This is a genomic window from Microvirga pudoricolor, from assembly GCF_016892705.1.
Classification (GTDB): domain Bacteria; phylum Pseudomonadota; class Alphaproteobacteria; order Rhizobiales; family Beijerinckiaceae; genus Microvirga; species Microvirga pudoricolor.
Genome location: NZ_JAFEMB010000001.1, coordinates 1247095 through 1270984 on the forward strand (window position 1 = coordinate 1247095; position 23890 = coordinate 1270984).

Sequence of the window (23890 nt, forward strand, 5' to 3'; positions counted from 1 at the left end):
CTTCTAGATGATCATGAAATCCTTGAAAGTCAGGGTTCCTTTGAGCTTGGTGAAGGTCGCGATCGTCAATGCCGCCTTGCCGCCCTCGCCATCCGCATCGTACATCAGGGCCTTCTTTCTCGGGTCGTAGATCAGATAGTCATTGCCGTCGGCGGCAGCCTTGCTGATCGTGAAATAGGCCTTGTCGAGCTTTCCGGGCTTGGCCTCCTTGCCCTTGCCGAGTTTCCGGAACACCGCGTTGTCGAGCCATATGGTATCGTCCCGCACCACGAAATCGGTGATCGTATCCACGTGGGTCTTGGCCTTGTCGGGCTTAGCGTCGAACACGAACACATCCTTGCCGGGCCCGCCCGTGAGCACGTCCCGGCCCTTGCCGCCCTGGAGCCGGTCTCTGCCGCCGCCGCCGCTGAGCGTGTCGTTACCCGAACCGCCTTTGAACACATCCTGGCCAGGCCCCCCTGATAGATTTACAGGCGTTCCTTCCGGAAGACCGATCGTTCCAAAGCTCTCATTGAGGACATCGGCGACCGAGATGGTGAAGACGGCATCCTTGGTCAGGCCTCTGCTGTCGATGGCGCGTACCGTTACGGCATGAGAGCGAACCTGCTCGAAATCAATGCGGGCGCCGTCGGCTACGACCAAATTGCTGCCCGAGAGAGCGAAGCGGCCACCCGCATTGTCGAGAAGCGCGTAGGTGAGGCTGTCACCATAGGCCAGGTTAGCATCCGATGCCGAAAGAGCTCCCACGAGGGTGCCGTTGGCCGCGCCCTCGGATACTGCAGTGTGAGAGAGGGTCACGGACGTTGGTGCTTGGCTCGGCATGAACTGCTGCATGAAGATGCCGCTGAGCGAACCGTCCTGGCCTTCTCCCGTCAGCGGGGACGACTGCCACGACAGGACTACCCGACCATCCGCCAAGGTCGCGGCTTCCGGATCCTTCTGATTGCCTTTCACAAAAGCGTTCACAGGGACATCGTAGGATGTGTGCGGGTTGCCGTTCGCGTAGAATTGTCTCTGATAGACACCCTCGAAATCGCCGTCCTGATTGAGGGATTGCCATGACGTGACCCATCCTCCGTCGGGAAGGGGCGTCACGTCGGAGTATCTTTGGCTGAAATCGGTGAAGATGTTGACCGGCATGTCAGTTGTCGACAACGCCTGCCCATTCGCATCGTACCGTTGCTGATAGACACCGTAATGGTAACCGTCCTGTTCGTACGATGTCCACGTAATGACCCAGCCGCCATCGGCCAACGGAGCGATACGCGCCGAGGATTGATCCCCTGCCGTGTACGCATTGACGATTTTCTCGCTTTCGACCTCGTTGCCAAGGCGATCGTACCGGCGCTGAAAAACGCCTGCTCCGTCGCCATCCTGTCCATACGACTGCCAGGTAACGACCCATCCTCCGTCAGCCAGCACGGCCACATCCGCTTGGGTCTGGCTGCCATTCGTCTCGACATTGACGAGCTTGTCACCCTCTGTCGAGACTCCCGCCTTGTCGTAGCGGCGCTGAAAAATGCCAAAGCTGCTGTCGCGGCCATCCTGCCCCTGTGAAGACCAAACGACCACCCAGCCTCCGTCCGGCAACCCTGCGACCTTCGCATCGTCTTGTGGTCCTGCTGTCACGTCGTTGACGCGCTTGTCGACAGCCCTGCCGCCATCCTTGAAGAATGGCTGTCCGAGGCTGTCGTAGCGCTGCTGAAAGACGCCGCTGCCCGAGCCGTCCTGCCCGTCCGATCCCCACGTGACAACCCAGCCGCCATCGGCCAGCGAGGCGACACTCGGCGAGAATTGATCTTTATCCGGGAAGGCATTGACGAGGACGTCGGCAGGATTTCCGCCGGCCTGAAAGAACGGACGCCCGAGGCTGTCGTAACGCTGCATGAAGATTTCGTTCATGGGAGAGCCGGCCTCCTGGCTCTGCCACGCGACAACCCACCCGCCATCACGCAAGGCCGTCATGGCCGGCTGCGTCTGATTTCCTAGGGTGATGGTATTAACCTTCGTTTCCGCGCCGACTCTGAACATATGATCCTCAAAAAAATCATGTGATATATTATCATATAACTTAAATTCCCCAACGACAAGTTCCCCCGAGGGCTTCTAAGCCCTCAGTGCCGGAGAGCGTCATCGCGAGCGCCTCCGAGACCTGCGCTCGCAAGGGCAGAGCGGTCATTATTCGCAATGTAAATTTTTGATGACACACAATCGAGTAATTACATAAAATCGAATTTATATTCGGCATGACCGATAATAATGAGTTTATTGACGCAATAATGAAGAAAATATCAAGAATATCCATAGTCTATGTTGAACGAAAATCATCTCAGCCGGTTTCCGCCTGTCTCTGGCTGAACGCCGGGACGATCAGAGGCGGCTGCCCACGGCTTCTTCCCTCTCTACAGAACCTGCATTTCGACATTACGGTATGACATAGAAGCCTTGCCGAAGAGCGGCGGCGAAGCTCTGGTGCAGGCCCCGTTCAGGTTCGACCGGCTAGATCCTCCTGACGCGGGACGGGCGGCTCGCTGCCAACACAGACGTGACCGATTCCTTGACCTTTCCCTTGGCGGGAAAGCCGTTCAGCCGATTGACCGCGAGCCCCGCCCGCCCCATGAGCAGGGCGGGCAATCGGTTGCCCGCCCGTTCGCGCGTTCCGGCGGCTCGTCCGCCCCATGAGGAAGATCCCTTGCGGCTCACGTTTTCGTCCCGTCTCGCCCTCCTGCCGGCCGCGCTGGCGCTCCTGTCCTTCGGCCTCGCGCCGGTTCAGGCGCAGGAGGCTCCGCGGGCGCAGGATGCCCCCGGCGCGCAAAGTCCCGCGCCCACCCAGGACAGCGTCGAGCGGCGGGTCGACGACCTCGTCGGGCAGATGACCCTCGAGGAGAAGCTCGGCCAGCTCAACCTCATCTCCCACGGCCCGCCGCTGAACTGGGATGACATCAGGACCGGGCGGGCGGGCGCGTTCCTCAACTTCAACAACGCTCCCGACGTCCTGCGCGCGCAGCGGCTCGCCCGCGAGTCGCGCCTGAAGATCCCGCCGCTCTTCGGCCTCGACGTGCTGCACGGCTTCCGCACCCAGTTCCCGCTGCCCCTGGGGGAGGCCGCAGCCTTCAACCCGGAGCTCTCCCGCAAGGCCTCCGAATGGGCGGCCCGCGAGGCGGCTTACGTGGGCGTGAACTGGACCTTCGCGCCCATGGCGGATCTGTCGCGGGACATCCGCTGGGGCCGCATCGTGGAGGGCTTCGGGGAGGATCCCCATCTGGGCGCCGTGCTCACCGCCGCCCGCGTGCGGGGCTTTCGCGACGGCGGGCTCGCCACGGCGGCCAAGCATTTCGCGGGCTACGGCGCCCCGCAGGGCGGGCGCGACTACGATACCACGTTCATCCCGCCCGCCGAGATGTACGACATCTACCTGCCGCCGTTCAAAGCCGCCGTGGAGGCCGGAACCGTGAGCCTGATGGCGGCCTTCAACGCCAATAACGGCGTGCCGTCCACGGCCAATCCGTGGCTGCTCACGGACGTGCTGCGCGGCCAGTGGGGCTTTGGCGGCTTCGTCACGTCGGATTGGGCGGGCATCCATGAATTGCTGGGCCACGGCGTCGCGCGGGACGGCGCGGAGGCGGCCCGCAAGGCGATCCTGGCGGGCGTCGATATGGACATGATGGGCCAGCTCTATGTCAAGCACCTGCCGGACGAGGTGCGGGCGGGCCGCGTGCCGATGAGCACCGTGGACGAATCCGTGCGCCGGGTGCTGCGCTCCAAGATGCGCATGGGCCTGTTCGACCGGCCCGACATCGACCCGTCGCACGTGGACGCCGCGTTCCCGTCGCCTGAATCCCGGCAGGTGGCCCGCGAGGTCGCCCGCGAAACCCTCGTGCTCCTGAAGAACGGCTCCGGCGCGCTGCCGGTCGGGTCGAACGTGCGCTCCATCGCGGTGGTGGGCCCGCTCGCGGATGCGCCGCGCGACCAGCTCGGCCCCCATGCGGCGCGCGGTCATGCGGAGGACAGCGTCACGCTGCTCCAGGGCATCCGCGCGCGCGCGTCGACGGCCGGGATCGCGGTGAATTACGCGCCGGGCTGCAACCTCGTGGACGAGCCCGTCGCTCCCCTCAAGCGCGAGCATGCCCGCGTGTGGGACCTGTTCTGCCGCACCACGGACGGCCTGCCGGCGGCGCTCGACGCCGCGCAAAAATCCGACTTGGTGGTGGCGGTATTCGGCGAGCCGCAGGAAATGTCCGGCGAGGCCGCCTCGCGCACGCGCCTGACGCTGCCGGGCCGGCAGGCCGAGATCCTGGAGAAGCTCGCCGAGACGGGCAAGCCCGTGGTGCTCGTGATCATCGGCGGACGGCCGCAGGAGCTGGGCCCGCTCAACGACCGCATGGCCTCGATCCTCATGGCCTGGTATCCGGGCACGGAGGGCGGCCACGCGGTGGCGGACGTGCTCTTCGGCGACGAGAACCCGAGCGGCAAGCTGCCCGTGAGCTGGCCCCGCAGCATCGGCCAGCTGCCCCTCTACTACAACGCGCTCCCGAGCGGCCGCCCCACCCTGCTGGCGAACCGCTTCACCCTGCAATATCTCGACGAGTCGCACCTGCCGCTCTACCCGTTCGGCTGGGGCCTGGGCTATTCGGGCTTCGCCTATACGGACCCGGCCATCGCCAAGACCCGGCTGGAGAGGTCGGACAGGCTGGACGTGACGGTCACGGTCGCCAACCGGGGCAGCCGCGCCGGCCAGGAGGTGGCGCAGCTCTACATCCGCGATCCCTATGCCAGCCGCAGCCGTCCCTTGCGTGAGCTGAAGGCCTTCGAGAAGGTCATGCTGCAGCCCGGCGAAGCCCGGCGCGTGACGCTCTCGGTGCCCCTCACGTCGCTGGGCTTTCATCTCGACGACGGGACCTACCTGGTCGAGCCCGGCGCGATCGAGGTCTTCGTGGGCGGCTCATCTCTCGCGGAGGCCGCCGGCACGGTCGAGATCGCTGAGGAGCTGCGCCTCCCGCCGGGAGGCCGCTGACCGCCGGACCAGGTTGCCCCCGCCGCGCAGCAAAAAGGGCTCCCGAGGGAGCCCTTTCGCATGGTGTCCCGGACGGGCGGCCTAGTAATAGCCCGTGTCGAACGAATAGGACACGGTCAGGCCGAGGCCGATCTGGTTCTCGTTGCCGAAGCGCTTGACGATGGGGCTGTCGGCCGCGTCGCTCACGAGGCGCTTGTAGGTCACGTAGGCCGTGGTCGACCATTGCTCGGACCAATCGTAGGTGAGCGCCGTGGTGGCGCCGACGGTCGTGAAGCCGCCGGACGGATTGTAAGGCGTCACCAGGCCGTTGAGGGAGGCCTCGTAGGGGGTCACGCCGAAATAGGTCTTGGTAAACTCGCTGTCGCCGAGGCCCACGCGCGGACCGGCCGAGAACGTGAACGCGCCGTAGCGCTGCACGAAGTCGAGGCCGAGATCGCCCACGAAGCCCTCGTGGCCGTTGAAGCCGCGGCGGATCTCCGCGCGGGCGCGCAGGAACTCCACGGGCCAGAACTCCACGAACAGGCCGGGCTCCACCGCCCAATCGACCTTGGACAGGCCGAAGAGGCGCCGGTCGTCCTGCAGGTAGCGCCCGCCCTGGAAGCGGCCCACGATGCCGAACCGCAGGGCCGAGCTGTCCTCCAGCAGCGAGAAGCTCAGGCCGTCATCGGGCGCCGAAAAACGCTGCGGCGTACCGGCCCGGCGGAAACTGACCGACGGGAAGCCCACGAAGCTGTAATCGTCCGCGCCCGGATAAGAGGGGCCGACCTTCAGGTTGCCCTTCACGGTGGCGATCCAGCCGCCCGTGGGCGCGGCCGCCGGAGGCGCGCCGAACAGGGGATCCGCCGCCTGAGCGGTTCCGGCAAGCGCCCCGCAGGCCAGGAGGGTTCCGAGGGCGAGGGAATGGGTCAGGCGCATGGCACTTCCTGTTGCGGTTCGGTCCGCGGTCAGACCCCGGGATCGGTCCGGTGTCCGGGCCCCGGATGGGGCTCGCCGCCGAAGATGACGTTGCGGCACCTTACGGATATGCGGCCGGGAGGGATACCCTTCGCGGCCGCGATTGCCAAGCCGAGGGGCAGGTTGCCGGGCGCTATGGTAAACAGGATACAGCCAGGGTCTCGGCGAAGGTCTCGGCGGGGCGCTCAGACCGAGAGGGCGTGCAGGTCCGCCAGCAGCCGCTCGATATCCCCGCCCGGCAGGCCGGTCTCGACGAGGCCGTGGGCGTGCTTCCAGACCGGCACGGCCCGGGCCAGAAGCGCCCTCCCGTCCGGGGTCAGGGCGAGGCGGCGGGCGCGTTTGTCCCCGGGGTCCGGCGCCACGCTCACGAGTCCGCGCCGCTCCAGGGGCTTGAGCGCCGCCGTCAGGGTCGTGCGGTCCATGGCGAGAAGCCCGGCCACCGATCCCATGGAAGGCGGCTCCGGGCGGTTCAGGGACATGAGCAGGGAGAACTGGCCGTTGGTGAGCCCGAGGGGCCGCAGGGCCTCGTCGAACCGCCGCCCGAGGGCCCTGGCGGCCCGCTGAACATGCAGGCACAGGCAGGTGTCGCGCACCAGGAGCGTGATGTCGTAGGGGACGGTCGAGGAACCCGGATCGCGGGTCAGGGGCTTTGACATGGCCCATTAATGTTGATATCAACCTTGTCTGTCAAGCGAGCTCAACGTCGCAGCAAGGGAAATGCCGATGCAGCCCAACCGAATCGTGTCCCGGGACGAGTGGCTGAGCGCCCGCCGGGCCCTCCTGGCCGCCGAGAAGGAAGCCGTTCACCTGCGCGATCGGGTCAATGCCCAGCGCCGCGCCCTGCCCTGGGTCGAGGTCGACAAACCCTACCTGTTCCAAGCGCCCGACGGGCCCAAGACGCTCTCGGAGCTGTTCGACGGGCGCAGCCAGCTCATCATCTATCACTTCATGCTGGCGCCGGGCTGGGAGGCGGGATGCGTCGGCTGCTCCTTCCTGTCCGACCATTTCGACGGCGCGGTGCCCCATCTCGAACATCACGACGTGACCCTCAAGGCCGTGTCCCGGGCCCCGCTGTCCGAAATCGAGGCCTACAAGGCCCGCATGGGCTGGCGCTTTCCGTGGGTGTCGTCCTTCGGCAGCGATTTCAACTACGATTTCCATGTGTCCTTCACCCAGGACGACCTCGCCAAGGGCCAGGTGAACTACAACTTCTCCGAGACGCCGTCGGAGCAGGCCCATGACGAATTGCCGGGCGTGAGCGCGTTCTACAGGGACGAGGGGGGCCGCGTGTTCCATACCTATTCGAGCTATGCCCGCGGCATCGAGGAGTTCATCGGCACGCTGATGATCCTGGACCGCGCCCCCAAGGGCCGCAACGAGACATCGACCATGAGCTTCGTGCGCCGCCACGACGAGTACGAGAGCCGCCCGAAGGCCGCCGGCTGCTGCGCCTCCTGAGCGCCCCCTATTCCCATCCACAGCGAAAAGAGAACGCCGATGTCGCCATCCCAAGGCAGCTTTGTCTGGTACGAACTCATGACCACCGATCCCGCGGGCGCGAAGGCGTTCTACGGCCACCTGGTGGGCTGGGACCTCAAGGACATCCAGGTGCCCGGCATGACCTACACGATCCTCAGCGGAGGCGGAACGGATGTGGGCGGCCTGATGGGAATGCCCGGGGAGGCCTGCGACGCCGGCGCCCAGCCGGGCTGGATGGGCTATGTGGGGGTCGACGACGTGGACGGGAGCGCGGCCGCCTTCGAGCGTGACGGCGGCACGGTCCTGCGGGCTCCCGACGACATCCCCGATATCGGCCGCTTCGCCGTCGTGGCCGATCCGCAGGGCAATGCGCTCTGCCTGTTCAAGTCCCGGAACGCGGACGGCGCGGAGCCGGTGCCGCTCATGAAGAAGCCTCTCGGGCATGTGGGCTGGCACGAGCTCGTGACCTTCGATCAGGCCGCCCTGTTCGACTTCTACGCCAAACAGTTCGGCTGGACGAAGGACCACGCCTTCGACATGGGCCCAATGGGCGTCTACCAGATCTTCGCGCATCGCGGCGAGGCCCTGGGCGGCATGATGAACAAGCCCCCGCAGGCACCGGCGCCGTTCTGGCTCTACTACTTCATGACCGATGGCATCGACGAGGCATCGGAGCGCGTGACGGCGGGCGGCGGCAAGGTCATCAACGGCCCGATGGAGGTTCCGGGCGACGCCTGGATCGTGCAATGCCTCGACCCCCAGGGCGCGATGTTCGCGCTGGTCGGGCCCCGTCGGCAATCCTGACGCCAGGGGCCGCCAAGGCGCCGCCAGGATGCGCTTACCGGAGCGGGCCGCACCGATCGCAGGCCCGCCGGAGGGCGCTATCCCGGGGCATCCTGGCCGCTCAACCCCGCGTGCCGCGCCAGGAGCCGTTTCGCGGATCGGTAGGTGGGGACCTCGACCATCAGCCCTTCGACATCGACGCGATCCAGCCCCTTGGCCCGGGCGGCCTCGAACGCCTCCACGAGCGTCCGGGCCCGCGCGACCTCGTCGGCGGAGGGCGTCAGGAGGTCGTTGACCGTTCCGACCTGATCGCGGTTGACGACGCTTTTGGCCTTGTAGCCGATGCGGCGCGCGAAGCGGATGTCGTCGTGCAGGTGACGCGGGTCGGCGTAGGTGTAGGGGCAGTCGATCGCCAGCACGCCGGCGGCCACGCATTCCACGAGAAAGCGCGAACGGACATAGGCCAGTTCGTGGCCCTCGGGCGTTCTCTCGGCGCCGAGGTCGGCGGCCATGTCCTCCGCCGCCAGCAGGAGAGCCGAGACCCGGCGGGAGGCGGCCGCGATGTCGGCGATTCGTGTCAGGCCCCTGGCGGTTTCGATATTGGGCACGATCTCGGTTGCGCCCTCCGGAATTCCGATCTGCCGCTCGAGCCGGCCCACCGCGTTCTCCAGGCCTCGGACCTGACCGGCCGACGTCACCATCGCCATCATGACGATGGCGGGCCGCCCCTGCATGACGGCCTCGAGGTCTTCGAGGCCGCCATCCTCCAGCGGGTTGATCCTGACCGCCGACAGGCACGGGGACGCGTTCCAGCCTGCGAGGATGCGCGGGCTCATGGAGCGGGCTTCCGGGCGCCGCTCCGGCGGCGTGAAGTCCTCCAGCTCCTGGATCAGCACGTCCGCGCCGCAGCCTGGCGCCGCCGCGAGAACGTCACACTCGGCCCCCGGCAGGAAGAGCCAGGAGCGGCGCGCTTCGATGGATCGTTTGGTCTTGATCACGCTGGAAGGCCTTTTCGCAATGCCCCGAGCCGCCTCGTTGCTACGGCCCGGGGATTTCCTCGATGAGCAGCTCGAAGGTTACGCAGACGGGGTTGTCGCCTTCGACGATCGGGCCGCTGTGGATGTGCCCATCCATGTCGACCACGTCGATTCGCATGACGCCGTCCGGGCCGGTCCGCCCCTCATGGATCAGGACCTCCGTCGCGTGGGCCTCGACGCGGCGGCCGTCGGCGAAGCGCACGCCGTTCAGGCTGCCGATGCCGTGCACGTTCGCCCGCGCGATCCCCCAACGGCCGCACAGGGATTCGATGGCGGTGCCGATATCCTCGTTGGGCCGCACCCGCGCCAGCAGCACGCGCGGGCCCACCGGCTCTTCGCCGCCCTGGACGCGGCTCACGGGCCCGAAGAGCGTGAAGTGGGTCTCGGGGTCGGGCGCGGCCATGAAGGTGGCGTCCCGGAAGCCGATCCCCACGGCCTCGACCGGCTCCGTCACGACGGTGTCGGGAGCCAGCATATGGCCCATCCGCCGTCCCTCCGGCGTCTCCCAAAGGCCGTGGCAATGGATGAAAAATCTGCCGTCCCGCTCGCCCACGATCGCTCCGGCCCGCTCGATGCGCACCGAACCCTCGGGCGCGAAGGTGTCGCTGTACCAGGCCGCGTGGGCATCGTCCGGCGACGCGGCCGGCATGACGAACCTGAAAGGCTCGCACCGCCCACCCCGCAGCACGACGTACCCGCCGAGGCATCCCGCGGCCGCAAAGCCTCGGGCGATGGCCACATCGACCGAAAGGCCCGCCTCCAAGCTGAAGCGCAGCGGAACCGGCGCGCCGGGGACCGCCGTCACGCGCTCGGGAAAAGGCGGCCCTGGATGTTGGATCTGTCGCATGTCGTCGTCCTGGGCCCTTCAATCCGCTCGCATGATCTGCGCGGGATCGCTTCGCGGATCCCGGCGCTGCCACCGGCCGGCCTCGACCCCGGCGATGAATTCGGCCACCATCCGGTTGAACAGGGCCGGCTCCTCCAGATTGAGGGTGTGGCCCGATTTCGGAAACATGGCGAGCCCCGAGCGCGGAACGGTGCGCTTCAGGAAGATGCCGGGCTGGATCGCATGATCGTCCTCGTCGCCGACGATCACGAGCAGCGGAACGTCCATGGCGCTCAACGAATCCTTCAGGTCGTAGAGGGAGGGCCGCCGCATCTGCACGCCCCGCATGGTGTTGGCGGCTCCCCGCACCGAGTGCCTCGCGAGCCTCTCGGAAAACAGCTTCCAGCCGCGAGGATCCTTGTCCTGGAACTGAACGCGGGACGCGCTTTCGGCGTAGATGGGAGCGAAGCCGTCCGCGCCGCGCTCCTCGAACCCTCTCGCGACCTGCTCGGCGTTCCGGCGGAAATCCTCCTGGTGCTCCGGCTCGGAGCCGTAGCCTGCGCCCGCGACGACGGCCGACAGCACGCGGGCCGGATGGCGAAGGGCCGCGTGGAGGCACGCGAAGGCTCCCATGGACAAGCCCACGATGTGGGCCTTGTCGATGCCGGCCGCGTCCATCACGTCGACGATGTCGTCGGCGGCACGCGACTGCGCATAGCTCTCCAGGCTCTCGGGAATGTCGGAGGGCGCATAGCCCCGGGCCGCGTAGGTGACGCATCGGTGCCGGCGCGAAAAATACGCGACCTGGGGCTCCCAGCTCCAATGGTTGCCGCCGAACTCGTGAGCGAACACGACCGGCGTGCCCTGCCCGTCGGACTCGTAGAACAGCCGCACCCCGTCGCCTGTGGTCGCAAAAGCCATGTCGTCCCTCTTTCAGCGGAATTCCGAGACGGCGCAGCTTTGTCCGCCGTCCACGGGCAGGCACACGCCCGTGATGAACTTTGCCTCGTCGGATGCCAGGAACACGGCCGCGTGGGCGATGTCCCAGGCCGTTCCCATCCGGCCGATCGGAACGGCGGCGTTGCGGGCCGCCACCATCTCGTCGACGGATGCATATTGTCCGGAGATCTGGCGGTAGATCAACGGCGTGTCGATGAGGCCCGGCATGATGCAGTTGGCCCGGATGCCCTGGCGGGCATATTGCATGGCCAAGGCCACCGTTGCCTGATTCACGGCGGCCTTGGCGGCGTAATAGGCAAAGTACGGATAGCCCGTCCAACGGATCGCCGCGAGGGACGAGATGTTGACGATGACTCCGCCGCCCTGGTCCAGCATGTGCGGGATGACGGCCTTGGCGGTGCGGTAGACCGGCCCGATGTTCAGCTGCAGGGCGGCCTCGAACTGCGCCTCGGTGAGCTCGACCGGCCCGCCCATATGGGTCGCGCCCACGTTGTTGTGCAGGATGTCGATCCGCCCGAAGCGGTCCATGACGGATGCGACCGCGCGTCCGACCGAATCCGTGTCGGTCACGTCCGCCGCGACGGCGATCGCCTCGCCGTCTTCGCCCACGATGATCGAGGCGGTCTCGTCCGCGGCCTCCTGGGACAGGTCGATGCAGGCGACGCGTGCTCCCTCCCGCGCATAGGCGACGGCGGCCGCCTTGCCGTTGCCCCAGCCGGGTCCCGAGGACCCGGCTCCGAACACGATGGCGGTCCTGCCCTTCAGGCGATCGACCATGAAAAACCTCCCTTGTGCCGGGCCCGTGGCCGGCGGATGTCGTATGGGCGGCGCGAACGCCCTCCCGTCATGCTCGCGGCCCCGGTGGCGGCTCGGACCGGGCGCGGCTCGCGGGCGGATCGCCGATGATGCCCGCGGCCGTGAACCCGCCATCGACGCAGATCGTCTGCCCGGTGACGTAGCTCGACCGGCGATCGTCGAGGAGGAAGACGGCCGCGCCCGCGATCTCGGCCGGGGAACCGTAGCGGCGCTGGGGCACGGTTGCCATCCAGGCCGCCCGGACCTCCGGCGTGTGGACCTCCTGCACGAGCGGCGTCTCGATCGGGCCCGGCGCGATGGCGTTCACCCGGATGCCCAGGGGCGCCAGCTCGACAGCCATGACCTTCGTCATGGTGAGAACGCCCCCCTTGGAGGCTCCGTAGGCGACGCGGCCCTTATTGCCCGCGATGCCGGACACGGACGCGATGTTGACGATCGAACCCGCCCCGCGGGCCCGCATGTGCCGGGCGGCCTCCCGGGACACCACGAAGCTTCCGATCAGGTTGACCTCCAGCATCCGCCGGAAGAGGTCGGCGCTGGTGTCGAGGGCCGGCACGTCGCGACCGATCCCCGCCGAATTGACGATCCCCGTCAGGGCGCCGAACTCCGCCTCGATGCCTGCGACGGCCTCCACGACCGCGTCCTCGTCGGCGACATCCAGGGACCGGTACCTCACACGGCCGTCCTGCGACCCGAACCTGTCCCGGCAGCGGTCGAGATTGCCCGGGTCCAGGTCCGCCACTACGGCGCGCCAGCCCTCCGCCAGCACCGCCTCCACGACCGCGAGGCCGATCCCCGAGGCGCCTCCGGTCACGAGCACCGTCCGTTGTGGGTCCATGTGAGCCTCCTTGAGCGGGCCGATGCCCCGCCGGGTCCGAACGGACCTGCTTGATCTCATGCCTGGGCTTGCAGGGGCCGGTCGGGCGGAAGGTCTCCCCGCGCGATGAGCTCGGCCCGGATGTCCTTCTTGGTGATCTTGCCGTAGGCCGACCTGGGCAGCGCCTCCCAGAAGATGACGCGCTTGGGGAGCTTGTAGCGGGCGACCTGGCCGTCGAGCCATGCCAGCAGCTCCGGCTCATCGAGGGCCGCGCCCGGCCGCAGGACGCAGACCGCCACGCCGACCTCGCCCCAGGTCGCGTCCGGAACGCCGAGGATCGCGACCTCGGCCACGGCCGAATGGGTCAGGATCTTTTCCTCGGTCTCGCGCGGGTAGACGTTCGAGCCGCCCGATATGTACATGTCGGAGGCCCGCCCCGTGATGTAGAGGAAACCCTCCCTGTCGAGATGGCCCAGGTCGCCGGTGCGGAACCAGCCGTCCCGGAACGCCTTCGCGTTCGCGTCCGGGTTGTCGTAATAGCCCGCGAACACCGCAGGCCCGCAGACGCAGATCTCCCCCGTCTCGCCGGGACCGAGCTCGCGTCCCGCATCGTCCTGAATGGAGATCTGCATGCCCGTGCGCTCGTAGCCGCAGGAGCCCACCTTGACGTCCGGGCCGTCCTCGACCTCGTGAAGGGCGGGCGGCAGGACGGTGATGTTGCCCGTGACCTCGCCCAGGCCGAAATACTGGACCAGGACCTTGCCGAGCTTTCTCAGCGCGTGCTTCTGGTCCTCCCGGTACATGGGCGCGCCCGCATAGATCACGTACCGCAGCGACGAGCGGTCGTGCGCGTCGACGGACGGGTGCTCGGTCAGCAGCTTCACGATGGTGGGCACCGTGAACATGTTGGTGATGCGCCACCGCTCCACGAGGCCCCAGGCCTCGTCCGGGTCGAACCGGTCGCTGCTCAACAGAACGGTCTTGACCCCACGCGCCACCTGCACGAGCTGATGGACCCCCGCCCCGTGGGAGAGCGGGGCCAGGACCAGGGACGCGTCGCGGGGCGTGGTGCCGGGCATCAGGTCGCAGAGATGGTTCGTGATCACGAAGGCCATCTGGCCGTGGGTCAGAACGGCCGCCTTGGGCCTGCCCGTCGTGCCGGAGGTGTAGAAGAACCAGCACGGATCGTCGTACGCGACGGCCGCGGCCGGTACGGGCTGCCCGGCGTGTCGGGCCACGAGGGCGTCGTACGATTCGCCGAAATCCGCATCCCCGATCGCGATAACGAAGCGGATCGCGGGCGCAGCCTCCCGGGCGGCCCTGGCATGGTCGGGAAAATCGCCATGGCAGATCATCGCGCAGGCGCCGCTGGACTGGGCCAGATAGGCCACTTCGGCGGGTGTCAGACGGTAATTCGTCGGCACCCAGACGGCGCCGATCCGGAAGCAGGCGAACATCGACTCGAACATCTGGTGACAGTTCTTGGACTGCACCAGGACGCGGTCGCCCTTGCGCACGCCCCGCGCGGAGAGCGCCGCCGCCATCGCATCAACCCTGCGGTCGAGTTCGGTCCAGGTCCAGGCCTCCTCTCCCCGGACGAACCCGATCTCGTCCCCGAACCGGCGCGCGGCCTGGCGCAGCATGTGGGAGAGGTTCATGACCCGCTTGGAGATGGGCGCGACGCCGCCCACGGGAGCGTGTTCGAAATCGTCCGTCACCGGCGATGCTCCCTCAGGGTCCCGGCGCCGCAAGGCCCCGGCCCCTTGGGAGGCCTGTGAGCCGAACTCGACCGAAGGGTCGACGCGATGCAAGCATGTGGCATGTTCGCAATTCCTTCCGTTCAGGGGCCGGGACGAGGCTTCCGATGCCGGCGCGAGGCGTCACAGGAAGCCCGTCGAGATCCAGGGCACCACCGCGATGATGACGAGGCCGACGATGAGCGCCACGAGGTAGGGCCAGATGGCCCCGATGGCCTCGTCGGGCGGCACGTTGCCGATCTTGCAGGCCAGATAGAAGCCGACGCCGATGGGCGGCGCCATGAGGCCGATATTCATCGCCGTCACGATCACCATCGCGTAGTGGATGTCGTTGATCCCGAGGGTCTTCGCGATGGGGAACATGAGCGGCGCCATGAGCACGATGGCGGGCAGGCCCTCGAGCACGCTGCCGAGGATCAGGAAGACCACGATGGTCACGCCCATGAAGGAGAGCCATCCGCCCGGCAGCCCCGTCATGAAGCCCGCGATGCTCTGGGCGACGCCCGCCTGCGTGATGGCCCACGCCATGGCGAGCGCCGTGCCGAGGATCATCAGGATGGACCCGGTCAGGGCCGCCGTCTCGACGAGCATGCGGTAGAACGTGCGCCAGCCGATGCCGCCGTAGAGCACCATGCCGATGACCAGCGCGTAAAGGACCGCGATGGTGGACACCTCCGTGGCGGTCGCCACGCCGCCCGCCACGGTGCTCCGGATCAGGAACGGCAGGACGAGCGCGGGCGCGGCCACGAGGAGCGTGCGGCCCATGAGGGAGACGGGGGCCCGGCGCACCTTCGTCATGTCCTCGCCCCGCGCTTTCCAGCGCGCCAGGATGGCGAGCACGGCGAGCAGCACCATGGCGACCACGATCCCACTGGTGAACAGGCCCGCGATCGACACGCCCGCTACCGAGCCCAGCACGATGAGCACGATGGAGGGCGGTACCGTGTCGGCCATGGCGGCGCCCGTGGCGAGCAGCGCGATCATCTCGCGCGGGCTGTGGCCGCGCCGCTTCATTTCCGGGAAGAGAGCGGGCGCGACGGTGGCCATGTCGGACACCTTGGAGCCCGAAATGCCCGAGACCACGAAGAGGGACCCCAGCAGCACGTAGGACATGCCCGCACGCACGTGCCCGATGAGCGAGGCGAGAAAGTCGATGATGGCCTTCCCCATGCCGGTGGCATCCAGGATGCAGCCCAGGAACACGAAGATCGGAACGGACAGCAGGATGATGCCCGACATGCCCTCGTCCATGCGGCCGATCATGACGAAGATCGGAACCCGCGTGGCGAAGGCCAGGTAGCTCAGGGTGCCGATGCCGAAGCAGAACGCGATGGGAACGCCCGCGACGAGGCACGCGGCCACGAAGACGACGAGGAACAGGACAATCTTGCCGTTCCCGAACCGCACGAGCGACGGAGAGGCGTACCACAGAAGGGCCGCGATGGCCGCGATGACGAGGGCCGAGACGATGAGGTCGCGCCGCGCCGACGTCTTGAGCGCATAGGCGGCCACGATGCCCAGCATCGACAGCATGCCGAACGGAATCGCGGCAGCGCGGGCGGTGTTGGGGATCTCCAGCGCCGGGGTCGTGATGGACCATTCCTCCAGCGCGTAGTCGAAGGCCGGCGGGATCAGCGACGCCAGGAACGTGGCGGCCACCAGGAGCCCGAACGTCTGCACGAGCCGCCGCGTTCGCGCCGGCATCATGTACAGGAACAGCGTCAGCCTGAGATGCTCGTTGCGGTCGAGCGCGATGGCGGAGCCGAGCATGGCGAGCCACAGGAAGCACAGGGACGCGACCTCGTCGATCCACACCACGGAGAGCGAGAAGACATAGCGTGAGGTCACCCCCGCCAGCAGCAGGAGCACGATGGCGACCAGCAGGGCGGAGGCGACGACCTCGAAGGGTTTGAGGAGACGGGAACCCGGCCGGACGTCGCTCTCGGCGACGGGCACCGATTCGGGCGCGGCGAGGACGTGTGCGGAGGATGTCATGCCCTTCCCTTCCTCTCGAACGGCCGGGGATCGCATCGGGCGGTCGGTCCCGCCGGAAGGGCGGGACCTGACGACGGAGGGGTCGAGGCCGACCGGACGAGAGGCCGATCGGCCCGGTCCGTCAGGCCAGGGAGCCGACGGATTTCTCGAGGATCGCCCACGCCTCGTCGCCGTACTTGCCCTTCCACTCCGCGTAGAAGCCGGCCTTGCGCAGCTTGTCGCGGAACGGGGCGGCGTCGGGCTGGTTCACGGCCATGCCCTTCGCGGCCAGTCCCTGCTGGAGGCCGGCATTGAGCTTGGCGACATCCTCCCGCTCCTTCATGGCGGCGGCGTTGATGTGCTTGGCCACGACGGCGCGCACGTCCTCCGGCAGGCGTTCCCAGGCCCGGCGGTTGGCCAGGAACCAGAAGCCGTCCCACATGTGGTTCGTCATCGACAGGTTCTTCTGGACCTCGAACAGCTTGGCGGTCGACACGATGGCCAGGGGGTTCTCCTGTCCGTCCACCACCTTGGTCTGGAGGGCCGTGTAGACCTCGTTGAAGTTGATGGAGGTCGGAGAAGCCTCGAAGGCCTTGTACATGGAGGTCCACAGGGGCGAGACCGGCACGCGGATCTTGAACCCCTTCAGGTCGTCCGGCGTCGCGATGGGCTTCGTCGAGGAGGTGGTCTGGCGGAAGCCGTTGTCCCAGATCTTGTCCATGGCCACCAGGTTGGCCTTGGCGATCTGCTGGCGGACATAGGCGCCCAGGTCCCCGTCCATCGCCTTCCAGACCGACGCGTAGTCCGGGAACGCGAAGCCGACGCCGTTGATGGAGGCCGCCGGCACGAGGGTCGACAGGATCAGGCCGGACAGCGTGAAGAACTCGACGCCACCCGAGCGCACCTGGCTCAGGGTGTCGGTGTCGGATCCGAGCTGGCTGCTCGGAAAGATCTGGATCTCGACACGGCCGTTGGTCTCGGCCTTGATGGCCGCGGCCATCTCCTGGGCCCGCACGTTCATGGGGTGGGCGGCCGGCAGGTTGTTGGCGTATTTATAGGTGAACTCGGCCTGCTGGGCACGGGCGACGAAAGGCGCCCCCACGAGGCCGCCCGCGAAGGCAGTGGAGCCGGCCACGAGCAGGCGGCGGCGGGAAATGATCATCTCATCCTCCTGGTCGGATCCCGCAGGACCCTTTGCGTTTCCTCGAACCTCTGGGGTCCATCTTGTGGACCTTCTCGGAGGCCTTCCGATTAGAAGAGCACTGGAAATCGTTTTGTCAAACCCTCAATGTGCCCACAGGGAACGCGCCGTCGCGTGGGCCCAAGAGGGTCCATATGCTGGAACATCCCAAGAGTTCGTCGGCCAGGATCGCCGTGCAGGTGATGGGCGACGCCGCGGCCGGCGGCGCGCAGAGCATCGACCGGGCGGCAACGCTCCTGCTCCTGGTCGGACGGGCGGGCCCGTCCGGCGCCCGCCTGTCCGATCTCGTCGCGCAATGCGACCTGTCCAAGCCCACCGTCCGCCGGATGCTCCTCGCCCTCGTGCGGGCGGGCCTCCTCGACCAGGACCCGGTCTCGCGGCGCTATTACCTCGGGCCGGAGATCTACGTTCTGGGCACCCTCGCGAGCACGCGCTTCGGCATCCACCCGATCTCGCTCCGCTCCCTCGCGCGGCTCAGCCAGGAGACCGGCGATACGGCCTTCCTGTCGGTTCCGCGGGGCGTCCATTCCATCTGCGTCCACCGCGAGGAGGGCTCCTATCCGATCCGCATCCACGCGCTCCACGCCGGGGACCGCCATCCCCTCGGGGTCGGGGCCGGGAGCCTCGCGCTGCTCGCGGCCCTGCCCGATCCCGACGTGGACGAGGTCCTGGCCGCGAACGCGGCGCTGCTGGCCGAGAGATACCCGCACCATCCCCCATCCGTCCTCCTGGGGCTCATCCGGGAGACCCGGGCGAAGGGCTATGCGCTCAATCCCGGCATGCTGTTGCCCGGCTCCTGGGGCGTTGGCGTGCCGATCCGGGCCGCGGACGGCCGGCCCATCGGCGCGCTCTCCATCGCGGCGATCGAAAGCCGCCTCAGCCCAGCCCGCCAGCGGGAGGTCGCTTCCCTTCTGAAACAGGAGGCGGCCCGGATCGAGACACGCCTGGGCGAGGCCGGTGGCGGGCCGGCCGCGTGCATTCCCGCCGTGCACGATCGTCCTCCCCATGGTAAGAGGTCCGGGACGGAGTCCCTACCGTGAGCGAGGCTGGCGCATGTCCGACCTGAAGAGCCGGATCGTCAGCCTCGGCGGCAGGGTCGCGAGCGGCCTGCGCCCGCCTCCGGGAGCGGGCGACGCGAAAGGGCGCCTGCAGGCCAGCACCCGGCGGGCCGAACTCGCCGGGCTTCAGTTCGCGTTCTTCGCCCGGCTGACCGCCATCGTCATCGTGACGGTCTGGCTGTTCTGGATCGTGCCCTGGCCCCGCGACCTCTATTATGGGGCCTACGCGTTCGCGTTCTTCCTCCTGGGCTATATCCCTTACCGGCTGCGGCATCACGCCTACGGGGAGACGATCAAGCTCGGGTTCATCGTGCTGGACGTGGCCCTGGTGACCGTCGCGATCCTGCTGCCGCCGCCGGTGGCGTCCGTGGCCGAATGGCCCGTCCAGACCCGGCTGCGCGGCCAGGAATTCCTGTACCTGCTTCTGCTCCTCGCGGAAGCCGCCCTCACCTATTCGCCCCGGCGGGTGGTCTGGACGGGCCTGTGGATCGGGATCGCCTGGTCGGCCGGGGTCATGACGATCTACTCCCTGCCGGACACGACCCGCTTCAACGACGTCGCGGCCGAGGGCGCGCTCGCGTCGACTTCGGTGCTCGACATCATCCTGCGACCGACCTTCGTGGGTCTCACGGCGTGGTACACTCAGCTCGTGGCCACCGCCCTGTTCACCCTGCTCCTGACCCTGACGGTCTGGCGCGGCCGGCGGACGCTCCTGAGTCAGGTGGAGGCGGAGGTCGTGCGGGCGGACCTGGCCCGCTACGTCTCGCCGGACGTGGCCGAGGCCCTGGCCAAACGCGGCGCCAGCGGGTTCGGCGATCCGTCCACCCGAACCGTGGCCGTCCTGTTCGCGGACATCGTGGGGTTCACCAAGCTGACCGAGCCGCTCTCGCCGGAGCGGACCTTCGCGCTCCTGCGCAGCTTCCAGGAGCGGAGCTGCGCCATCGTCTTCAAGCATGGCGGCACGCTGGACAAGTATCTGGGCGACGGCTTCATGGCCACCTTCGGGGCCCTCGACCTGCGGCCGGACGCATCCGCCCGCGCCCTCGCCTGCGCATTCGAACTCCAGCAGGAGATCGAACGCTGGAGCCGGAAGCGGTCCGGCCGAGGGGCCGATCCCCTACGGGTCTCCGTCGGGATCCATTGCGGCCCGGTGACGGTGGGCAATCTCGGGGGCCGGGAACGCGTCGAGTTCACCGTGGTGGGCGACGTCGTGAACGTGGCGAGCCGGCTGGAGGAAGTCACCCGCGAGGTCGGCGGATCCATCGTGGCGTCGGAGGATTGCCTGCAGGCGGCGGGCGCCGGGGATTGGACCGGACGGTTCCACACGGCCCGCGAGATCCGGCTGCGGGGCCGGCAGCGGGGAACGCTCGTCCACATCGCCGAATGAGGGGAGAGGCCACGCGACGGTTCCAGGCCTCTCGAGGCCCGGACCCAAGCGGCCGAAGAGTGGCAGCCGAGGAGTGGCGTCCGCGGAGGGATTCGAACCCCCGACCTAAGGTTTCATCCCACTTCGGCTTTCGCCGCCGCCCGGGTGCGCCCCGGGCGTTCGTGGTCTGGACTGTCCCTTCACCCTAGGCCGGAGCCCTTAGGTGCTGCCCGTCCAGTCTCTACACCTTCCCCTGGCGGGGCTTGGCTCGGGATTGGCATGCCGCGGTGGCGGCGCAGCTTTCCCCGACTTTGAGCAGATCGATTGCGGCGTTTCCGAACCGCAACCCCCAATTTTTAGGAAACCTTCGCTCTATCCTGCTGAGCTACGCGGACAAACTCGTGAGGTCACACCTTTAGTGCGCCTCGCCGCGGCGCGCAACCGCCAACCGACCCGGCGAATCCCGACACGAGGCTTTGCGGCCGGGACGTTTCCTGTAAGATCGTTGCGATGACGGCAGCGCCCCCATGATCCACGCCTGGCGTCTCGCCGCCCTCCTCGCCGGGACCCTTTGCCTGACCGCATCCGCCTGGGGTCAGGCCCGGGGCGCCCCGCCGTGCGGCGGAACGGCAGAACAGGACCGAATCACGGGCGTCTCGGCGGAGGGCGACCTCTCCCTAGCCTCGGGCCGGATCGCGCGTCTGTCCGGCATCCGCCTGCCCGAAAGCGGTCCCCAGAGGGAACAGGCCCTCGCCTTTCTGAGGATGCAGGGCGACAAGGCCGTCCTCGTGCGAGCGCCAGGCGCCTTGGACCGCTGGGGCCGCCTGTCCGCCATGGTGGAGAGCGCAGCTCCGAGCGGTTCTTCGTCCGCCCATCTGGCCGCCGAACTGGTGACGAATGGGCTCGCGCTGGTCGATGCGGGTGTGGCCGAAACGCATTGTGCGCCTGACTTGCTGCGGCTTGAGGCCGATGCGCGGCGTCAGAGCCTTGGTATCTGGGCGCAAGATCGCTATAAACCGCTTGATGCGATGCAACGAGAGAGCTTGCGCGAGCGAGCCGGTGCTTTCGCGCTTGTGGAAGGACGGGTGCGCAGCGTCGGCGAACGGCGCGAGCGGACCTATCTCAACTTCGGGGGAGCATGGGCAGAGGATTTCACGATCGTCATCTCCAGGAAGACCTGGACCCGCATGGCGGAGCGCGGCGTCACGGCCGCATCCTTGAAGGGCAGCCGAATCCGGGCCAGAGGCATTCTGGAGGATTGGCAGGGCACCGCCCTCACGGTCCGGGTGCCGGAGATGATCGAGCGGATCGAAGACCCGTCCGGACGCTGAGATGACAACGAGCGCCCCCTCCCGCATCCCCTCTCTCCTGTCGGCCGTGACGCTCCTCGCGTTGGCGCTGGCCGGCTGCGCCGGAACCCAGACGGACGTCCAGCTGCCGGCCGCCGCCCCGCGCACCATCGTGGAGACCCAGAGCGACCGCGACCATGCCCGGCTCGTGGCCGCCTTCGGCGGCGAGGTGCGCGCCCCCCAGGCCCAGAAGCTTCTCAACGACATCGTGGCCCGGCTCGTGCCGGCCACGGACCGCCCGGACGAGACTTTCCGGGTCACGATCCTGAACTCGCCGGTGGTGAATGCCTTCGCGCTGCCCAACGGGAGGCTCTACGTCACGCGCGGATTGCTGGCGCTCGCCAGCGACACGTCCGAGATCGCGGCCGTGCTGTCCCACGAGATCGCGCATGTGACCTTGCGGCACGCATCCCAGCGCAGCGAGATGCAGGCGCGCTCGACTCTCATCACCCGCGTGACCGAGAACGTGCTGAAGAACGCCTCCGAGGCCGCGGCCGTGCGCGACCGGTCCCGCAACACGCTCGCGGGCTTCTCGCGGTCCCAGGAACTCGAGGCGGATCAGGTCGGCGTGAAGGTGCTCGCCCGGGCGGGCTTCGACCCCTTCGGGGCGCCCCGCTTCCTCACGGCCCTCGGCCGGGCGGCGGGCGGCGCCGATGCGAGCCGCAGCGGACCTGCCGACATGATGTCCACCCATCCCAGCACCAACGAGCGCATCCAGGCCGCCACCCAGGCGGCCCGGCGCGCCAGCGCGCCCGGGATCGGCGAGGCCAACCGCACGGAGTATCTCGCGGTGGTGGACCGGCTGCCCTACGGGGACGATCCCGCGGACGGGGTGGTGCGGGGCCACCGCTTCATTCATGCCCGGCTCGGCGTGGCCTTCGAGGCGCCGGACGGGTTCACCTTGGAGAACACGTCCCAGGCGGTGCTCGGGTCCTCTCCGGATGGCAGCCGGCGCCTGCTCTTCGACGCGGCCGAGACGCCGGACGGCCAGAGCCTCGAGGAGGTGCTGCGCTCGACCTGGAACGACACGATCGAGCCCGGCAGCCTGGAGACCACGACCATCAACGGGCTGCCCGTGGTCATCGGGTTGTCCAAGGGCAAGGAATGGAATTTCCGGGTTTCGGCCATCCGCATCGGTCAGACCACCTATCGCCTGATCATGGCCATGAAGGTGGGCGCAGGCGACCTCGACGGCATGTTCCGCCAAACGCTGGCGAGCGTCCGGCAGGTCTCGCCCGAAGAGGCGCGCACGATCCAGCCCCTGCACCTAGACGTGGTCACGGCCCAGGCGGGCGATACGGCCGAGACCATGGCGGCCCGAATGACGGTGGCGGATCGTCCCCTGGAGCGCTTCCTCCAGCTCAACGGGCTGGACCGCGCCGCTCCCCTGGAGCCCGGACAGCGCTACAAGATCGTCGTCGAATAGAAAAAGCCGCGCCGGATTCGAGCCGACGCGGCTTTGAAAGGTCGGAGGCGGTGGATCAGACGAAGGCGCCGGACGCCTGTGGATACTTGTCCATCAGGGCGCGCTTCAGCTTCTCCAGAGCCCGGTTCTCGATCTGACGCACGCGCTCCTTGGAGATCCCGAGGCGGTCGCCCAGGAATTCGAGGGTCACCTGCTCCTCGTTGAGGCGGCGGGCCCTGAGAATGCGAAGCTCGCGCTCGTTGAGCACCTCCAAGGCCTGCTGCAGCCAGCGAACCCGGCGCTCGCTGTCCAGCACTTCGCTGACGCTCTCGTCGGGAAGCGGGCTGGTATCCACCAGAAACTCCATCCGCTCCGCCGAATTCGATGAGTCGGCGTCGAGCACCGGAGCGTTGAGGGAGGTGTCGGGAGCCGAGAGGCGGGCGTCCATCATCGCCACGTCGGCCCGGGAGACGCCGATGGCCTCCGCGATCTTGCCGTGAACCTCGGACGGGATGTGGTCGTCACCGTTCCGGGTCAGGCGGGCCCGCAGCCGTCGGAGGTTGAAGAAGAGAGCCTTCTGGGCCGAGCTCGTCCCGCCGCGAACGATGGACCAATTGCGCAGGATATAGTCCTGGACCGAGGCGCGGATCCACCAGGTGGCGTAGGTCGAGAAGCGAACCTCGCGCTCGGGCTCGAACCGGGCGGCGGCTTCGAGAAGTCCGACATGGCCTTCCTGGACCAGATCGGCCATGGGCAGGCCGTAATGGCGGAAACGGGCCGCCAAGGCGATGACGAGGCGCATATGCGCAGCGGTCAGTTGGTGTAGGGCCGTTTCATCCTTGTTCTCTTTCCACCGCACTGCGAGCAGATGCTCTTCCTGACGTTCCAGGAAAGGAGCATTCATCGCGGCGCGAACGAACTTGCGACGGACCCCTGAGATTTCTCCCATTCGCGTTCTCCCCTTGCGCATATGCACAACGGGTCACGCGCGGAAAAGTTCACGGCAAGGTTAGCAATTTTGCACAGATAGTCTTGCAGGCCTGGAAGGCAAGGGATTCGCATGCAAAAAAGCCCGGCACGAGGCCGGGCTTCCC

General features: G+C 67.8%; 19 protein-coding genes. 7 read left to right on the forward strand and 12 right to left on the reverse strand.

All coding sequences use genetic code 11. The features are described 5' to 3' along the window. Positions 1 to 3: 3 nt before the first annotated feature. Positions 4 to 1902: a cadherin domain-containing protein gene (locus ILT42_RS05735; RefSeq protein WP_204214416.1), complete on the reverse strand. Its 1899-nt coding sequence runs from the start codon at positions 1900 to 1902 to the stop codon at positions 4 to 6. A 790-nt stretch (positions 1903 to 2692) separates the two neighbouring features. Between ILT42_RS05735 and bglX the strand changes: the two genes are divergently transcribed. Next, positions 2693 to 5014, forward strand: a complete 2322-nt coding sequence (gene bglX / locus ILT42_RS05740) for a beta-glucosidase BglX (RefSeq protein WP_204214418.1) — start codon at positions 2693 to 2695, stop codon at positions 5012 to 5014. 81 nt (positions 5015 to 5095) lie between these two features. Here bglX and ILT42_RS05745 read toward each other — a convergent pair whose 3' ends face one another. Then, a complete protein-coding gene (locus ILT42_RS05745) occupies positions 5096 to 5929 on the reverse strand; it encodes a MipA/OmpV family protein (RefSeq protein ID WP_204214420.1) in 834 nt (277 codons plus the stop codon). A gap of 224 nt (positions 5930 to 6153) precedes the next feature. Further along, positions 6154 to 6624, reverse strand: coding sequence for a MarR family winged helix-turn-helix transcriptional regulator (locus ILT42_RS05750; RefSeq protein ID WP_204214422.1), 471 nt, complete (start codon positions 6622 to 6624; stop codon positions 6154 to 6156). 67 nt (positions 6625 to 6691) lie between these two features. On the opposite strand from ILT42_RS05750, the gene ILT42_RS05755 reads away from it, so the two are divergent. Both ILT42_RS05755 and ILT42_RS05760 read left to right on the forward strand, forming a co-directional pair. Then, positions 6692 to 7426: a DUF899 domain-containing protein gene (locus ILT42_RS05755; RefSeq protein ID WP_204214424.1), complete on the forward strand. Its 735-nt coding sequence runs from the start codon at positions 6692 to 6694 to the stop codon at positions 7424 to 7426. 39 nt (positions 7427 to 7465) lie between these two features. Then, positions 7466 to 8251: a VOC family protein gene (locus ILT42_RS05760; RefSeq protein ID WP_204214426.1), complete on the forward strand. Its 786-nt coding sequence runs from the start codon at positions 7466 to 7468 to the stop codon at positions 8249 to 8251. 77 nt (positions 8252 to 8328) lie between these two features. Here ILT42_RS05760 and ILT42_RS05765 read toward each other — a convergent pair whose 3' ends face one another. From ILT42_RS05765 to ILT42_RS05800, 8 genes are all read right to left on the reverse strand, one after another. Beyond that, a complete protein-coding gene (locus ILT42_RS05765; protein WP_204214428.1) occupies positions 8329 to 9228 on the reverse strand; it encodes an HpcH/HpaI aldolase/citrate lyase family protein in 900 nt (299 codons plus the stop codon). A gap of 40 nt (positions 9229 to 9268) precedes the next feature. After that, the gene (locus ILT42_RS05770) at positions 9269 to 10114 is read right to left on the reverse strand and encodes a PCC domain-containing protein (protein ID WP_204214430.1); all 846 of its coding nucleotides are present in this window, start codon (positions 10112 to 10114) and stop codon (positions 9269 to 9271) included. An 18-nt stretch (positions 10115 to 10132) separates the two neighbouring features. Further along, the gene (locus ILT42_RS05775) at positions 10133 to 11014 is read right to left on the reverse strand and encodes an alpha/beta fold hydrolase (protein ID WP_204214432.1); all 882 of its coding nucleotides are present in this window, start codon (positions 11012 to 11014) and stop codon (positions 10133 to 10135) included. Positions 11015 to 11026: 12 nt separating this feature from the next. Continuing rightward, positions 11027 to 11830, reverse strand: coding sequence for an SDR family NAD(P)-dependent oxidoreductase (locus tag ILT42_RS05780; RefSeq protein ID WP_204214434.1), 804 nt, complete (start codon positions 11828 to 11830; stop codon positions 11027 to 11029). Positions 11831 to 11897: 67 nt separating this feature from the next. Beyond that, positions 11898 to 12707, reverse strand: a complete 810-nt coding sequence (locus ILT42_RS05785) for an SDR family NAD(P)-dependent oxidoreductase (RefSeq protein ID WP_204214437.1) — start codon at positions 12705 to 12707, stop codon at positions 11898 to 11900. Positions 12708 to 12763: 56 nt separating this feature from the next. Continuing rightward, positions 12764 to 14404 carry an acyl-CoA synthetase gene (locus ILT42_RS05790; protein WP_204214439.1) on the reverse strand — a complete coding sequence of 547 codons (1641 nt, stop codon included), beginning with the start codon at positions 14402 to 14404 and terminating at the stop codon, positions 12764 to 12766. A 162-nt stretch (positions 14405 to 14566) separates the two neighbouring features. Further along, positions 14567 to 16438: a TRAP transporter large permease gene (locus ILT42_RS05795; protein WP_204214440.1), complete on the reverse strand. Its 1872-nt coding sequence runs from the start codon at positions 16436 to 16438 to the stop codon at positions 14567 to 14569. A 121-nt stretch (positions 16439 to 16559) separates the two neighbouring features. After that, a complete protein-coding gene (locus ILT42_RS05800; RefSeq protein ID WP_204214442.1) occupies positions 16560 to 17579 on the reverse strand; it encodes a TRAP transporter substrate-binding protein in 1020 nt (339 codons plus the stop codon). A 173-nt stretch (positions 17580 to 17752) separates the two neighbouring features. On the opposite strand from ILT42_RS05800, the gene ILT42_RS05805 reads away from it, so the two are divergent. From ILT42_RS05805 to ILT42_RS05820, 4 genes are all read left to right on the forward strand, one after another. Continuing rightward, positions 17753 to 18658: an IclR family transcriptional regulator gene (locus ILT42_RS05805; RefSeq protein ID WP_204214443.1), complete on the forward strand. Its 906-nt coding sequence runs from the start codon at positions 17753 to 17755 to the stop codon at positions 18656 to 18658. 13 nt (positions 18659 to 18671) lie between these two features. After that, on the forward strand, positions 18672 to 20063 hold the full coding sequence (locus ILT42_RS05810; protein WP_204214444.1) for an adenylate/guanylate cyclase domain-containing protein: 1392 nt from the start codon (positions 18672 to 18674) through the stop codon (positions 20061 to 20063). 506 nt (positions 20064 to 20569) lie between these two features. Continuing rightward, positions 20570 to 21373 carry a thermonuclease family protein gene (locus ILT42_RS05815; protein WP_204214445.1) on the forward strand — a complete coding sequence of 268 codons (804 nt, stop codon included), beginning with the start codon at positions 20570 to 20572 and terminating at the stop codon, positions 21371 to 21373. 1 nt (position 21374) lies between these two features. After that, positions 21375 to 22817 (forward strand): M48 family metalloprotease, encoded by a 1443-nt coding sequence (locus tag ILT42_RS05820; protein ID WP_204214446.1) that lies wholly within the window; start codon positions 21375 to 21377, stop codon positions 22815 to 22817. A 55-nt stretch (positions 22818 to 22872) separates the two neighbouring features. On the opposite strand, the gene ILT42_RS05825 is transcribed toward ILT42_RS05820, so the two are convergent. Next, positions 22873 to 23745 carry an RNA polymerase factor sigma-32 gene (locus tag ILT42_RS05825; RefSeq protein ID WP_204214447.1) on the reverse strand — a complete coding sequence of 291 codons (873 nt, stop codon included), beginning with the start codon at positions 23743 to 23745 and terminating at the stop codon, positions 22873 to 22875. Between the last annotated feature and the right edge of the window lie 145 nt (positions 23746 to 23890).

What these genes read in the sequence shown, in the direction of transcription:
- ILT42_RS05735 (WP_204214416.1), bottom strand. Translation starts at nt 1,902, where the DNA reads ATGAACGAAATCTTCATGCAGCGTTACGACAGCCTCGGGCGTCCGTTC.
- ILT42_RS05745 (WP_204214420.1), bottom strand. Translation starts at nt 5,929, where the DNA reads ATGCGCCTGACCCATTCCCTCGCCCTCGGAACCCTCCTGGCCTGCGGG.
- ILT42_RS05750 (WP_204214422.1), bottom strand. Translation starts at nt 6,624, where the DNA reads ATGTCAAAGCCCCTGACCCGCGATCCGGGTTCCTCGACCGTCCCCTAC.
- ILT42_RS05755 (WP_204214424.1), top strand. Translation starts at nt 6,692, where the DNA reads ATGCAGCCCAACCGAATCGTGTCCCGGGACGAGTGGCTGAGCGCCCGC.
- ILT42_RS05760 (WP_204214426.1), top strand. Translation starts at nt 7,466, where the DNA reads ATGTCGCCATCCCAAGGCAGCTTTGTCTGGTACGAACTCATGACCACC.
- ILT42_RS05770 (WP_204214430.1), bottom strand. Translation starts at nt 10,114, where the DNA reads ATGCGACAGATCCAACATCCAGGGCCGCCTTTTCCCGAGCGCGTGACG.
- ILT42_RS05775 (WP_204214432.1), bottom strand. Translation starts at nt 11,014, where the DNA reads ATGGCTTTTGCGACCACAGGCGACGGGGTGCGGCTGTTCTACGAGTCC.
- ILT42_RS05780 (WP_204214434.1), bottom strand. Translation starts at nt 11,830, where the DNA reads ATGGTCGATCGCCTGAAGGGCAGGACCGCCATCGTGTTCGGAGCCGGG.
- ILT42_RS05785 (WP_204214437.1), bottom strand. Translation starts at nt 12,707, where the DNA reads ATGGACCCACAACGGACGGTGCTCGTGACCGGAGGCGCCTCGGGGATC.
- ILT42_RS05795 (WP_204214440.1), bottom strand. Translation starts at nt 16,438, where the DNA reads ATGACATCCTCCGCACACGTCCTCGCCGCGCCCGAATCGGTGCCCGTC.
- ILT42_RS05800 (WP_204214442.1), bottom strand. Translation starts at nt 17,579, where the DNA reads ATGATCATTTCCCGCCGCCGCCTGCTCGTGGCCGGCTCCACTGCCTTC.
- ILT42_RS05805 (WP_204214443.1), top strand. Translation starts at nt 17,753, where the DNA reads ATGCTGGAACATCCCAAGAGTTCGTCGGCCAGGATCGCCGTGCAGGTG.
- ILT42_RS05810 (WP_204214444.1), top strand. Translation starts at nt 18,672, where the DNA reads ATGTCCGACCTGAAGAGCCGGATCGTCAGCCTCGGCGGCAGGGTCGCG.
- ILT42_RS05815 (WP_204214445.1), top strand. Translation starts at nt 20,570, where the DNA reads ATGATCCACGCCTGGCGTCTCGCCGCCCTCCTCGCCGGGACCCTTTGC.
- ILT42_RS05820 (WP_204214446.1), top strand. Translation starts at nt 21,375, where the DNA reads ATGACAACGAGCGCCCCCTCCCGCATCCCCTCTCTCCTGTCGGCCGTG.
- ILT42_RS05825 (WP_204214447.1), bottom strand. Translation starts at nt 23,745, where the DNA reads ATGGGAGAAATCTCAGGGGTCCGTCGCAAGTTCGTTCGCGCCGCGATG.